Annotated in this window: 12 protein-coding genes; 4 read left to right on the top strand and 8 right to left on the bottom strand. The window is 68.9% G+C overall.

Annotated features, from left to right (window positions below):
* Positions 1 to 7: 7 nt before the first annotated feature.
* Positions 8 to 1,186: a helix-turn-helix domain-containing protein gene (locus ACV530_RS15435; RefSeq protein ID WP_494333008.1), complete on the bottom strand. Its 1,179-nt coding sequence runs from the start codon at positions 1,184 to 1,186 to the stop codon at positions 8 to 10.
* Positions 1,187 to 1,483: 297 nt separating this feature from the next.
* Here ACV530_RS15435 and ACV530_RS15430 point away from each other — a divergent pair, with 297 nt between their 5' ends.
* Positions 1,484 to 2,068, top strand: a complete 585-nt coding sequence (locus ACV530_RS15430; RefSeq protein ID WP_494333007.1) for a hypothetical protein — start codon at positions 1,484 to 1,486, stop codon at positions 2,066 to 2,068.
* A gap of 17 nt (positions 2,069 to 2,085) precedes the next feature.
* Here ACV530_RS15430 and ACV530_RS15425 read toward each other — a convergent pair whose 3' ends face one another.
* Together ACV530_RS15425 and ACV530_RS15420 are read right to left on the bottom strand one after the other, a co-directional pair.
* Positions 2,086 to 2,487: a hypothetical protein gene (locus tag ACV530_RS15425; protein WP_494333006.1), complete on the bottom strand. Its 402-nt coding sequence runs from the start codon at positions 2,485 to 2,487 to the stop codon at positions 2,086 to 2,088.
* A gap of 64 nt (positions 2,488 to 2,551) precedes the next feature.
* Positions 2,552 to 3,709 carry an acyl-CoA dehydrogenase family protein gene (locus ACV530_RS15420; RefSeq protein ID WP_494333005.1) on the bottom strand — a complete coding sequence of 386 codons (1,158 nt, stop codon included), beginning with the start codon at positions 3,707 to 3,709 and terminating at the stop codon, positions 2,552 to 2,554.
* 176 nt (positions 3,710 to 3,885) lie between these two features.
* Between ACV530_RS15420 and ACV530_RS15415 the strand changes: the two genes are divergently transcribed.
* Positions 3,886 to 5,226 (top strand): UDP-glucose dehydrogenase family protein, encoded by a 1,341-nt coding sequence (locus ACV530_RS15415; RefSeq protein ID WP_494333004.1) that lies wholly within the window; start codon positions 3,886 to 3,888, stop codon positions 5,224 to 5,226.
* Between the two features lie 220 nt (positions 5,227 to 5,446).
* On the opposite strand, the gene ACV530_RS15410 is transcribed toward ACV530_RS15415, so the two are convergent.
* From ACV530_RS15410 to ACV530_RS15400, 3 genes are read right to left on the bottom strand one after another with little or no spacing between them, the layout of a single operon-like run.
* Positions 5,447 to 6,637: a dipeptidase gene (locus ACV530_RS15410; protein ID WP_494333003.1), complete on the bottom strand. Its 1,191-nt coding sequence runs from the start codon at positions 6,635 to 6,637 to the stop codon at positions 5,447 to 5,449.
* Between the two features lie 14 nt (positions 6,638 to 6,651).
* A complete protein-coding gene (purE, locus tag ACV530_RS15405; RefSeq protein ID WP_494333002.1) occupies positions 6,652 to 7,176 on the bottom strand; it encodes a 5-(carboxyamino)imidazole ribonucleotide mutase in 525 nt (174 codons plus the stop codon).
* Positions 7,173 to 8,312, bottom strand: a complete 1,140-nt coding sequence (locus ACV530_RS15400; RefSeq protein ID WP_494333001.1) for a 5-(carboxyamino)imidazole ribonucleotide synthase — start codon at positions 8,310 to 8,312, stop codon at positions 7,173 to 7,175. Before ACV530_RS15400 ends, purE begins: the two co-directional genes overlap by 4 nt.
* Before the next feature lie 172 nt (positions 8,313 to 8,484).
* Here ACV530_RS15400 and ACV530_RS15395 point away from each other — a divergent pair, with 172 nt between their 5' ends.
* Positions 8,485 to 9,030: a GtrA family protein gene (locus ACV530_RS15395; protein WP_494333000.1), complete on the top strand. Its 546-nt coding sequence runs from the start codon at positions 8,485 to 8,487 to the stop codon at positions 9,028 to 9,030.
* Here the strand turns inward: ACV530_RS15395 and ACV530_RS15390 are convergent.
* A complete protein-coding gene (locus ACV530_RS15390) occupies positions 9,006 to 10,277 on the bottom strand; it encodes a sensor histidine kinase (RefSeq protein ID WP_494332999.1) in 1,272 nt (423 codons plus the stop codon). The two genes, ACV530_RS15395 and ACV530_RS15390, sit on opposite strands and share 25 nt — an antisense overlap.
* Positions 10,278 to 10,307: 30 nt before the next feature.
* Positions 10,308 to 10,988: a response regulator transcription factor gene (locus ACV530_RS15385; RefSeq protein WP_494332998.1), complete on the bottom strand. Its 681-nt coding sequence runs from the start codon at positions 10,986 to 10,988 to the stop codon at positions 10,308 to 10,310.
* A 458-nt stretch (positions 10,989 to 11,446) separates the two neighbouring features.
* Between ACV530_RS15385 and ACV530_RS15380 the strand changes: the two genes are divergently transcribed.
* On the top strand, positions 11,447 to 12,979 hold the full coding sequence (locus ACV530_RS15380) for a peptide MFS transporter (protein WP_494332997.1): 1,533 nt from the start codon (positions 11,447 to 11,449) through the stop codon (positions 12,977 to 12,979).
* Positions 12,980 to 13,005 lie beyond the last annotated feature (26 nt).

The following is a 13,005-nucleotide window of genomic DNA, read 5'->3' as shown; positions in this document are numbered from 1 at the left end:
ACCGTCGTCAGACCGCGATTCCCGACAGCTTCGACAGCCTGAGGAGCTGAGGGTTGCTCCGGCGGTGCAGGGACGACAGCACCCGGAACACCTCCCGCCCCATCGGATGAATACGCGCCATCTGTGGAGCCACATCCCAGGCGGTGGACAGGTTCTCCAAGGCGCCGTCCCGGTCCCCGATGTCGAGCTGTGCCCGCGCCATGTTGATCCGCGTCGGTGCAATGCGAGTAGGCGGCAGCCCGTCCAGAACGGTGTCGATGCCTTCGGCCGCGCTCAGTGCCTCACGAGGCTTGCCAAGATCCAGACGGGTGGCGAGGACGTGCGTGGCCATGTTCTGGGGGCCAAAGATCATGTGGTGACGGTTCCAGTCCCGGCCGAACCACTCAGCAGCTCCAGCCGCCGACGCAATGTGCCGCTCTGCCTGCCGCTTGCCCTCTGCCTTGTCCCTGAGCCGACCGGCCAAGGTCATGCCCCGAAGATTGAGCAGGCCGACCGCGAACGCGCGTTCCTGCCCTGACAGGCTCCTCTGAGCCGCACCGATGGCACGGTCGACGATGGTCAACCCGCCTTCGAAGTCGCCTCCGTTCAAATATGCCCCGGCCCTGTCCCGTGCCGCGATGGCCTCACCCAGGGGGTTGTTCCTCTGCTCGACGGCCCACCGCTGGCGTGCCACGGCCAGCTCTGCCATGTCCATCCACCTGTGGCGTGCAGCCAGCCAGTAGACCGTGCCGTAAGCATCCGTGAGTACCGCCCAGGCTTCCACCGTGTTCGCGGTGTACGCGAACGTCGTGGCGTCCCTGAGCAGCTTCGGCAGCATGGCCAGAAGACGGGTCACCTCTACGCCATCTCGGAAATGCCCGGCAACCTCCAGAGCGGAGCCGATCTCCCTGTCCCCGACGTTCCGCCTTCCGGGTAGGTCGTAATCCCTGATGGCCGACCGCAGTGCCGACAGGTGCGCTTCCGAGTCGTGTTCCACAGTGACCTTGCCCTGGACTTCCGCCATGGACAGCCCCAAGGCCTCGGCCAGAGCAGCGGCAGCCGCAGGCGTGAGCGTCCGGTCCCCCACCTCGATCTTGGACAGCAGAGAGACAGAGACGTTCGCCTTCCTGGCCAGCCGCGCCTGCGACAGACCGCGCGCCTTCCGGAGTGCCGCCAGGTTCGCACCGGGGGCCAGATCAGTGCTCATGGGCTCAGTCTTCCTCGCGGATACAGGTCCTGGGAGTCATGGTCACAGGACACACGGATTCCCGCCCACCCGTTGTGCAATCCGTGTGCAAGTCCCCTCGTCCGTACGGGCGTTGACTGGATATAAGGCCGGTCGCCGACGAAGCGACACCAGGGCCGCATCGGTTCGTGCCGCCAACCGCAGGGACCTGGTTCAGCTCGCAGCCCTCGAAAAGCACCACCGCCACGTGCGCAGTCTCGCCGTCATCCGGCACATGTGAGCGACGTACCACCAACAACCAACGAGGAGAGTGAAGCAATGAACGCAGCATTTGTCCGCCCCGCTCCTGAGAAGGCAGCGGCGCGGGCCCGCGAAATCCTGTCAGCCATCGAAGCCGACCCCGAGTTCGAGCGGCTGCGCACCGGGTGCGCGAAGTATGACCAGGACTGGCAGAGCTTCACGGGCTACGCCCTGGTGGACGGCTTCGACGTGGAGAAAGACACCACGCCCCTGTTCCCCGAAGCCCTTCGCGCCATGTCCATCAAGTGCGCCGTCTACGAGATGACGGACGGCGACGAGTATGCCGCCGAAGTCCCCGTCTCCATCCCCGTGGACGAGATGATCCACGCCCTGGCCGCACAGTTCACCGTGCTGAGTCGCGTACAGGAACGGACCGGGATCAAGTTCGTGCACGCCACCGACCGCGAGGAGATCGGCGGTTGGGACTACGGCGACTACACGCACCAGGCCTACCGGGCCGCGTGGGGACCGATCAACGAACGGTTCTGGTTCGGCAAGGACGAGACCGCCAAGCGCAGGGCGGCCGTGATCGCCAAGTACGAACCTCTGGGGATCAAGGGTGGGGGACGCTCTTTCGCTCCCGGCTTCGCAACGGCAAGCTAGCTGGCCACACCGACCGGCTAACCCAGCGCACGGCGCAGCGCCTGGACAACATCCACTTCGGGGAAGGCGTGAGGGATCTGCTCGGCGGCTTGTTCAATGAGCTGTTCAAGCACTCCGGGCGCTGCGCTGTGCATCAGGTCGCGCAAGTACTGGTCAAGGTCGGCAGGATCGTCCGGCAACCGCAATTCGGAGACCGGAAGCGTGCCATCGCTCGCGTACCTCCCGGGCGGGACACCGACCTTCTCCGGGTGGACGCAGACGGGGACGCCGGCAGACGTGTACCTGTGCCCATCCGATGGGTTGAACGGGAACTCGTGGGAGGGACGTTCGGCCACGTCGAACCCTCCGAGAGGGAACCGGCGTGACGGGCAGATGCCGCATGCAGGGTGCTCGTCGCTGGCGACGAAGGCGTCGACCATGGCAGTGAAGAGTAGCCCCCGGAGGAAGAACCGGGGGCTACTCTTCACACCTGCGTGAACAGCTCTACGGCAGGTTCCTGGCCATCACGATCCGCTGCACCTGGTTCGTGCCCTCGTAGATCTGCGTGATCTTGGCGTCGCGCATCATGCGCTCCAGCGGGTAGTCGCGCGTGTAGCCGTAGCCGCCCAGCAGCTGCACCGCGTCCGTGGTGATCTCCATGGCGGCGTCGGAGGCGTAGCACTTGGCCGCGGCGCCGAAGAAGGTGAGGTCGCCGTCGACGCGCTCGGACTTCGCCGCCGCCGCGTAGGTGAGCTGGCGGGCCGCCTCCAGCTTCATCGCCATGTCGGCGAGCATGAACTGGATGCCCTGGAAGTCGGCGATCGGCTTGCCGAACTGCTTGCGCTCCTGGACATAGCCCTTGGCGTAGTCGAGGGCGCCCTGGGCGATGCCGAGGGCCTGGGCGGCGATGGTGACGCGGGTGTGGTCGAGCGTCTTCATCGCGGTCGCGAAGCCGGTGCCCTCCTCGCCGATCATGCGGTCGGCGGGGATGCGGACGTTGTCGAGGTAGACCTCGCGGGTCGGGGAGCCCTTGATGCCCAGCTTCTTCTCGGGCGCGCCGAAGGAGACGCCCTCGTCGGTCTTCTCGACGACGAAGGCGGAGATGCCCTTCGAGCGCTTCTCCGGGTCGGTGACGGCCATGACCGTGTAGTAGTCGCTGACACCGGCGTTGGTGATCCAGCGCTTGACGCCGTTGAGCACCCAGTAGTCGCCGTCGCGCACGGCGCGGGTCTTCATCCCGGCCGCGTCCGAGCCGGCGTCGGGCTCGCTCAGGCAGTACGAGAACAGGCCCTTGCCCTTCGCGAGCGGGCTCAGGTAGCGCTTCTTCAGGTCCTCGGAGCCGGAGAGCACGACCGGCAGCGAGCCCAGCTTGTTGACCGCCGGGATCAGCGAGGAGGAGGCACAGACCCGCGCGACCTCCTCGATGACGATGACGGTGGCCAGCGCGTCGGCGCCGGCGCCCCCGTACTCCTCCGGGACGTGCACCGCGTGCAGGTCGGCGGCCAGGAGCGCGTCGAGGGCCTCCTGCGGGAAGCGCGCCTCCTCGTCCACCTCGGCGGCGAACGGCGCGATCTTCGCCTCGGCGAGCGAGCGCACGACCTTGCGGAGCTCACCGTGCTCCTCGGACGGCCGGTACAGGTCGAAGTCCTTGTTTCCCGCCAAGACGGCTCCCCTGGAAAATTGCTACTGGCTGGTAACCGGGATTCTAGAGGTGCGGCACCGCGGTAACCACGTGAGCTTGCCGACAGCCCGCGCCTTCCCTCCCGGGCTTCCCCGTGCCGGGCCGCGACTATGCTCGGGCACGCAATCCGGCCAGCCCGTACGTCCCTGGAGCATCCATGGCCCTCAAGATCACCGTGATCGGCACCGGCTACCTCGGCGCCACCCATGCCGCGGCCATGGCCGAACTCGGATTCGACGTACTGGGCCTGGACGTCGTCCCGGAGAAGATCGAGATGCTCGGCCGCGCCGAGGTCCCGATGTACGAGCCGGGGCTCGAGGACCTGCTGCGCAAGCACGTGGCCGGAATCGAGGGCTCGAGCGGACGGCTGCGCTTCACGACCTCCTGGGAAGAGGTCGGCGAATTCGGCGACATCCACTTCATCTGCGTGAACACCCCGCAGAAGCACGGCGAGTACGCGTGCGACATGTCGTACGTCGACGCCGCCGTCACCGCCCTCGCCCCGCACCTGCGCCGTCCGGCGCTGGTCGTCGGCAAGTCCACCGTGCCGGTCGGCAGCGCGGCCCGGCTGGCCTCGCTGCTCGAGGAGCTGGCCCCGGCGGGTGCGGACGTGGAGCTCGCCTGGAACCCGGAGTTCCTGCGCGAGGGCTTCGCCGTCCAGGACACCCTGCACCCGGACCGCATCGTCGTGGGCGTCTCCGGCGAACGGGCCGAGAAGCTGCTGCGCGAGGTGTACGCGAAGCCGGTGGGCGACGGCTCGCCGTTCGTGGTCACCGACTACCCGACCGCGGAACTGGTCAAGGCGGCCGCGAACTCCTTCCTCGCCACGAAGATCTCGTTCATCAACGCCATGGCCGAGGTCTGCGAGGCCGCCGACGGCGACGTGGCCAAGCTGGCCGAGGCGATAGGGCACGACGAGCGGATCGGCAAGAAGTTCCTGCGGGCCGGCATCGGCTTCGGCGGCGGCTGCCTGCCGAAGGACATCCGTGCCTTCATGGCCCGTGCCGGTGAGCTGGGCGCCGATGAGGCGCTGACCTTCCTGCGCGAGGTCGACTCGATCAACATGCGGCGCCGTGCGCACATGGTGGAGCTGGCCCGGGAGGCCGTGGGCGGTGGCTTCCTCGGCCGGCGCGTGGCCGTCCTCGGCGCCACGTTCAAGCCGGACTCGGACGATGTCCGGGATTCGCCCGCGCTCAACGTCGCGGGCCAGATCCACCTCCAGGGCGGGCAGGTCACGGTCTACGACCCGAAGGGCATGGACAACGCGCGCCGCGTCTTCCCGACGCTGGCGTACGCGCCGAGCGCGCTGGACGCGTGCCGGGGTGCGCATGTGGTGCTGCACCTGACGGAGTGGGCCGAGTTCCGGGAACTCGACCCCTCGGAGCTGGGCGCCGTGGTGGCGGAGCGCCGCATCCTCGACGGCCGCAACGCGCTGGACGCTGCCGCGTGGCGCGGTGCGGGTTGGGACTTCCGCGCGCTGGGCCGCCCGCGGGCGTAGGGGTGCCTCGCCGTTTCTTCCGGGGGCAAGCCCCCGGACCCCGGAACCGCGCTCCGCGCGGTTGTCCTCAATCGCCGGACGGGCTGAATGGTGCCCGGCCCGGCACTATCAAGCCCGTCCGGCGATTGAGGACGAGCGGCGAAGCCGCGACAAGCGGGGTCTGGGGCGCAGCCCCAGGAAACGGCGAAAGGGCGGGACCGGGGCAGAGGCACAGGCAGCCTCAGCCATCCAGCTGGTCGATCGTCGCGACCGACGGCCGCCGCACGGCGGAAAGGTCGCGGGCCACACTCTCCGCATCCCGCAGCACCCGCACCGCGTTCCCCCACGTCAGCTTCGCGAGGTCGCCCTCCGACCAACCCCGCCGCAGCAGCTCGGCGATCAGGTTCGGGTAACCCGCCACATCCGCGAGGTCCGTCGGCGTGAACGCCGTGCCGTCGAAGTCGCCGCCGATGCCGATGTGATCGACACCGGCCACCTCCCGCATGTGGTCGAGGTGATCGGCGACCGTCGCCGCCGTGGCGAGCGGCCGCGGATGCACGGCCTCGAACTCCTGGTGCACCGCCATCGCCCCGGCCGTGGTGTCGAGGTGGTGGAACCCATGGGCCCGCATGTTCTCGTCCGCGGCCCGCGTCCAGGCGACAGCCTCCGGCAGGATGAACTTCGGCACGAACGTGGCCATGGCCACGCCCCCGTTCGCCGCCAGCGCGCCCAGCACGTCGTCCGGCACGTTGCGCGGATGGTCGCACACCGCCCGCGCCGACGAGTGCGAGAAGATCACCGGCGCCTCGGTCACCCGCAGCGCGGCCCGCATCGTGTCGGCGGACACGTGCGAGAGGTCGACGAGCATGCCGACGCGGTTCATCTCGCGCACGACCTCCTCGCCGAAGCGAGTCAGCCCGCCCACCGCGGGCTCGTCGGTCGCCGAGTCCGCCCACGGGATGTTGTCGTTGTGGGTGAGGGTCATGTACCGCACGCCGAGCCGGTGCAGCGCACGCAGCGTGGCGAGCGAGCAGTTGATGCTGTGCCCGCCCTCGGCGCCCATCAGCGAGGCGATGCGCCCCTCGGCCCGCGCGGCCTCCATATCGTCGGCCGTGAACGCGAGCCGCAGATCCGCGGGGTAGCGGTCCGCCAACTGCCGCACGATGTCGATCTGTTCGAGCGTGGCGCTGACCGCGTCGTCGCCGGTCATGTCGCTGCGGACGTACACGGACCAGAACTGGGCGCCCACGCCGCCCTCCCGCAGCCGGGGCAGGTCGGTGTGGAGGCCGGCGCCGCGCTGGTCGGCGGCGATGTCGCGGCGGTCCAGGTCGTAGCGGACGTGCTGGCGCAGCGCCCAGGGGAGGTCGTTGTGCCCGTCGACGACGGGGTGCGCGGCGAGGAGTTCGCGGGCGCGTGCAAGCTCAGTCGTCATCCCACTCACTCCACTCACTTCCCGAAGCCGAATCCGGTCGCGCCCTCGACCTTGGCGCGCAGCCGCTTGCCCTTCTCCGTCGCCTGCTCGTTCAGCTCGTCCTGGAACTTCCGCATGCGCTCGCGCAGTTCGTCGTCGTGCGCGGCGAGCATCCGCACCGCGAGCAGCCCGGCGTTGCGGGCGCCCGCGACGGACACGGTGGCGACCGGCACCCCGGCCGGCATCTGCACGATGGACAGCAACGAGTCCATGCCGTCGAGGTACTTGAGCGGTACGGGAACCCCGATCACCGGCAGCGTGGTGACGGAGGCCAGCATCCCGGGCAGATGGGCCGCGCCGCCCGCGCCCGCGATGATCGCCTTGAGGCCGCGCTCCGCCGCCCGCTCGCCGTACGCGATCATCTCGCGCGGCATCCGGTGGGCGGAGACGACGTCGGCCTCGTACGGGACCCCGAACTCGTCCAGGGCCTTGGCCGCGGCCTCCATGACGGGCCAGTCGGAGTCGGAGCCCATCACGATGCCGATGACAGGGGAGCTCATTCCGTGATCGTCCCTCGCAGGTATCCGGCGGCGTGGCTCGCGCGCTCGCGCACGTCCGCCAGGTCGTCGCCGTAGGTGTTGACGTGTCCGACCTTGCGGCCGGGCTTGACGTCCTTGCCGTACATATGGATCTTCAGGCCCGGGTCGCGTGCCATGCAATGGAGGTACGCGGAGTACATGTCCGGGTAGTCGCCGCCCAGCACATTGGCCATAACGGTCCACTTGGCGCGCGGCCGCGGGTCGCCGAGCGGCAGGTCCAGCACGGCGCGCACATGGTTGGCGAACTGCGAGGTGACCGCGCCGTCCTGGGTCCAGTGGCCGGAGTTGTGCGGGCGCATGGCGAGCTCGTTGACGAGCACCCGCCCGTCGGCGGTCTCGAACAGTTCCACCGCGAGGTGCCCGACGACGCCGAGCTCCTTGGCCACCCTGAGCGCGAGCTGCTGCGCGTACGCGGACAGCTCGTCGGACAGGCCGGGCGCCGGGGCGATGACCGTGTCGCAGACGCCGTCGACCTGGACGGACTCGACGACCGGGTACGAGACGGCCTGGCCGTGCGGGGAACGCACCACATTGGCGGCGAGCTCGCGCACGAAGCCGACCTTCTCCTCGGCGAGCACGGGCACCCCGGCCCGGAAGGGCTCCTCCGCCTCGCGCACATCACGCACGACCCAGACACCCTTGCCGTCGTAGCCGCCGCGCACGGTCTTGAGCACGACGGGGAAGCCGCCCAGCTCCTCGGCGAACCGGGCCACGTCGGCCGGGTCCGCCACGATGCGGTGGCGCGGGCACGGCACCCCGATCTCCACGAGCCTGGCCCGCATCACACCCTTGTCCTGGGCGTGCACCAATGCGTCGGGCCCCGGACGGACGGGGATGCCGTCCGCCTCCAGGGCCCGGAGGTGCTCGGTGGGGACATGCTCATGATCGAACGTGATCACATCGCAGCCTTGTGCGAAAGCACGAAGTGTTGGAAGGTCGCGATAGTCGCCGATGACGACATCGCTGACGACCTGCGCCGCCGAGTCCTGTGGGGTATCACTGAGCAGCTTGAACCTGATGCCGAGGGGGATGCCCGCCTCGTGGGTCATACGGGCGAGCTGGCCGCCGCCGACCATGCCGACTACCGGGAACGTCACGCCCACCAGGGTATCCGTACGCACGACCGGTCCCGGCCACCCCTTGGACGATCCTCCAAGTGCGTTCTCCATACGTTTACCTGCTCACGGGACTGGGCCCCGAGCCCGCTCGCTAGCATGGGTGCCTGTTCCACGCCCCAGACCGCCCATTCAACGGAGCCTGACGATCGTCATGAGTCAACGGCGCACAGTGCGTTCCCGGCTGGAGCGGCTGGCCCGCGAAGTCGCCAAGTTCGGCGCGGTCGGGGCCATCGGGTTCGTGGTCAACCTCGTCGTCTTCAACATCTGCGTGCACTGGATGCACCTCGCGGTGGTCCGCTCGGGCGTCATCGCGACGGTCGTCGCGATCGCGGCCAACTACCTGGGCAACCGCTACTGGACGTACCGCGACTGCGACCGGAACCGGCGCAGCCGTGAGCTGATGCTGTTCCTGCTGTTCAGCGGGGTCGGGCTGGTCATCGAGAACGGCATCCTGGCCCTCTCGCACTACGGCTTCGGGCTCACCACGCCGCTCGCGGACAACATCGCGAAGAACGTGGTCGGCCTCGGCATCGGCACGGTCTTCCGCTTCTGGTCCTACCGCACCTGGGTGTTCCGCCGCGAGGCCGTGGAGACGGCCGAATCGTTCCTTACGGACGCGGCGACGGCGGACGCGACGCCGAACCTGCCGAAGCAGCGCACGACAGCGACCTCTCAGTCGCCGTCTTCCATGGTCTGATCCACTTCCCGGCCCAGAACTTCGCGGCTCAGGAACAGCGCGAAGATCGGCGGCCGTTGCTGGAGCAGCTCCAGCCGGCCGCCGTCCGCCTCCGCGAGGTCGCGGGCGACCGCCAGGCCCAGGCCGGTGGAGTTGCGGCCGCTGACCGTCCGCTCGAAGACCCGCGCCCCCAGGTCCGGCGGGACGCCCCGGCCCTCGTCGGAGACCTCCACGACCGCTTGGTTGCCGGTGACGCGCGTGCGCAGCGCGACCGTGCCGTCCCCGTGCGTCAGCGAGTTCTCGATCAGGGTCGCGATCACCTGGGACACCGCGCCGGGCGTGCCCACGGCCCGCAGCCCCTGCTTGCCCGAGCGCACCAGCGCCCGGCCGCTGCCGCGGATGGCGGGCCGCCACTCCTCCAGCTGCTGCTTGATGACCTCGTCGAGGTCGAAGGTGACGGCCGAACCGGTCTGGGGATCGCGGGAGTTGGTCAGCAGCCGCTGGACGACGTCGGTGAGGCGCTCGACCTGGGTGAGGGCGATCGTCGCCTCCTCCTTGACCGTCTCCGGGTCGTCGGTGAGCGTGATCTCCTCGAGCCGCATGGACAGCGCGGTCAGCGGGGTGCGCAGCTGGTGCGAGGCGTCGGCGGCCAGCCGCCGCTCGGCGGTCAGCATCCGGGCAATGCGCTCGGCGCTCGAGTCCAGCACGTCCGCGACCCGGTCCAGCTCGGGCACGCCGTAGCGGCGGTGCCGGGGGCGGGGGTCGCCGGAGCCGAGGCGCTCGGCCGTCTCCGCGAGGTCCGTCAGCGGCGCGGCGAGCTTGTTCGCCTGGCGCACGGCGAGGAACACGGCGGCGGTGACGGCCAGCAGCGCCACGGTGAGGATCACCAGCAGGGTGCGGCCGACTTCCTTGCTGACCGTGGAACGGGACGCCTCGACCCGTACGGTCTCGCCGTGCTCGCCCTTCTGCGTGGAGGTGATGACACCGCCCTCGGGCTTGGTGCCGAGCACGATGGCCGGCTTGCCGGGGATCTCAATCCGCGCGTACCGGTCATGGGTGATCTGCTCGTCCAGCACTCCCGGCTCGACGCGCTCACCGCCGACGATGCGCCCGTCCACGACACTCACCAGGCGCACGGCCTCGGACTGCACGCTCTCGCGGGCGCTGCTCTCGATCGTCCGGGTCTCGACGATGACGAGCGAGATCCCGAAAACGGCGATCACCACGAGCACGACGGCGAGCGTGGAGTTGATCAGTCGGCGTCGCACGGTGGCGCTTCTTCTCTTCTTGGGAGGTGGTCAGTTCTTCTCGAACCGGAAGCCCACACCACGGACGGTGGCGATGTAGCGGGGGTTCGCGGCGTCGTCGCCGAGCTTCTTCCGCAGCCAGGAGATGTGCATGTCGAGGGTCTTGGTGGACGACCACCAGGTGGTGTCCCAGACCTCGCGCATCAACTGGTCACGGGTGACGACGCGACCGGCGTCACGGACGAGCACGCGCAGCAGGTCGAACTCCTTCGCGGTGAGCTGGAGTTCCTCCTCGCCCATCCACGCCCGGTGCGATTCGACGTCGATCCGCACCCCGTGGGTGGCCGTCGCCTGCTGGGCCGACTCGACCGCGCCGCGGCGCAGCAGGGCCCGTACGCGGGCGAGGAGCTCGGCCAGCCGGAAGGGCTTGGTGACGTAATCATCCGCACCGGCGTCCAGGCCGACCACGGTGTCCACCTCGTCGGCACGGGCGGTGAGCACCAGCACCGGGAAACCGTGGCCTTCGGTACGCAGTCGCCGGCACACTTCCAGGCCGTCCATGCCGGGCAGCCCGAGGTCGAGGACGAGCAGGTCCACGTCTCCCTTGAGGCCGGCGGCAAGCGCTGTGGGACCGTCTTCACGGACCTCCACGTCGTACCCCTCGCGGCGCAGTGCGCGTGCGAGCGGTTCCGAGATGGAGGCGTCGTCCTCGGCGAGCAGTACTCGGGTCATGGGTGTGATGGTAGTCCGCTCGGACGCACGTCAGAGTGCACTCGGGAGGAGCTGCGGCAACAGATCGCCAACGGTTTCGCTACTCCGCAACCCTTGCGAATGGTTCCAGGGATCGCTGTGATCCACGTCTCAACTCCTTCCATATCCGCCCGGGGTGTGACGTATGGTGACGGGACGTCTAAGCACCACGGGGGACCTTCGGAACGACAACCGCGCCGAAGGTCCCTGTTGTGCACGTGGCTGGGACACCAGCCTTGTTTCACAGTGAATGACCTGTCGGCCGGGTCCGCCGCGCGAAGATGCGCGGGGGCGTGGATCCCGGCGTACGGCCGCTCTGCCGGCCCCTTTCGGGGCCGAACCCCAGGGGCGTGGGGGCGGGCGGTGCAGTAGCCGGTGCCGGTCAACCCACACGGGCGCGCAAACAGCTCGACGCGCACCCTTCAGACCCTAGGATCACCATGGCGTCCAGCCTGACGAAGGACTCCGCGGCGAAGGAGACGACCTCTCCGGCCGCCGAGAAGACCTTCTTCGGCCACCCCCGCGGACTGGCCACTCTCTTCATGACCGAGATGTGGGAGCGCTTCTCCTACTACGGCATGCGCGCCCTTCTCGTCCTCTACCTGATCGCCGGCGGCCCGGACGCCAAGCCCGGCAGTCAGGGCGGCGGTCTGGCCATGCCCGAGGCCAGCTCGGTGGCCATCTACTCCGTCTACGTGGCGATGGTCTACCTCCTCGCCATGCCCGGCGGATGGATCGGTGACCGCATCTGGGGCCCGCGCAAGACAGTCGCCATCGCGGCGAGCGTGATCATGTGCGGCCACCTGGCGCTGGCCATTCCCGGCAAGCCCTCCTTCTTCGCCGGTCTGGCCCTGGTCGCCATCGGTTCGGGTCTGCTGAAGGCCAACATCTCCACGATGGTCGGCCACCTCTACAACGGTCCCCAGGACCCGCGCCGTGACGCCGGCTTCTCGGTGTTCTACATGGGCATCAACATCGGCGGCTTCGCCGCGCCCCTGGTCATCGGCACCGTCGGCCAGAAGGTCAACTGGCACCTGGGCTTCACCATCGCCGCCGTCGGCATGGGTCTGGGTCTGATCGCGTTCCTGATCGGTACGCGCAACCTGGACCCGAAGAGCAGCCAGGTCCCGACCCCGCTGACCGTCGAGGAGCGCAACTCCTGGATCCGCAAGGGTCTGATCTGGCTCGCGATCGCCGCCGTCTTCTACGGCGTCGTGATCGGCACCGGCCACTTCACCATCAACTGGGCCCTGGTCCCGATCGCCCTGCTGGGCCTGATCATCCCGATCTTCGTCCTGGCGCGCATCAAGCGCGACAAGGAGCTCACGAAGGACGAGCAGACCAAGGTCAGCGGCTACATCTGGTTCTTCGTCGCCGCCGCCGTGTTCTGGATGATCTTCGACCAGGCCGGTTCGACGATGTCGACCTTCGGCGACAAGAAGACCGCGGACAACGTCTTCGGTTTCCACTTCCCGTCGACCTGGTTCCAGTCGGTCAACTCCGGCTGGGTCATGATCCTTTCCCCGGTCTTCGCCGCGATCTGGCTGACGCTGGCACGCCGCAAGCGCGAGCCCAGCACCACGGTGAAGTTCTCCGCGGCGATGATCTTCGCGGGCGTCTCCTTCGTCATCTTCGCCGTCCCGATGGCGATGGCGGTCGACGGCAAGACCGTCAGCCCGATGTGGCTGATCGCGATCTACATGCTGCAGACCTTCGGCGAGCTGTGCCTGTCCCCGGTGGGTCTGTCCCTGACCACCAAGATGGCGCCGCAGAAGTACGCGAGCCAGATGATGGGCGTGTGGTTCCTCGCGGTGACCGCGGGCGACTGCACGATGACCCTGCTGGCCACGGCCGGCGTGGACCTCAACGGCATAGGCGTGATCCTCGGCGAGGCGGCCGCCGCCCTGCTGGCGGGCATCGCGATCTGGACGTACCGCAAGAAGATCGAAGCGTCCATGGGCGACGTGCGCTGACGCACGCGAAGTCCTCGGTGGCCCCG

The organism is Streptomyces sp. SX-6 (assembly GCF_059089585.1).
The sequence above is the reverse complement of the archived record's forward strand: the minus strand, read 5'-3'. Positions and strand labels throughout refer to the sequence as shown.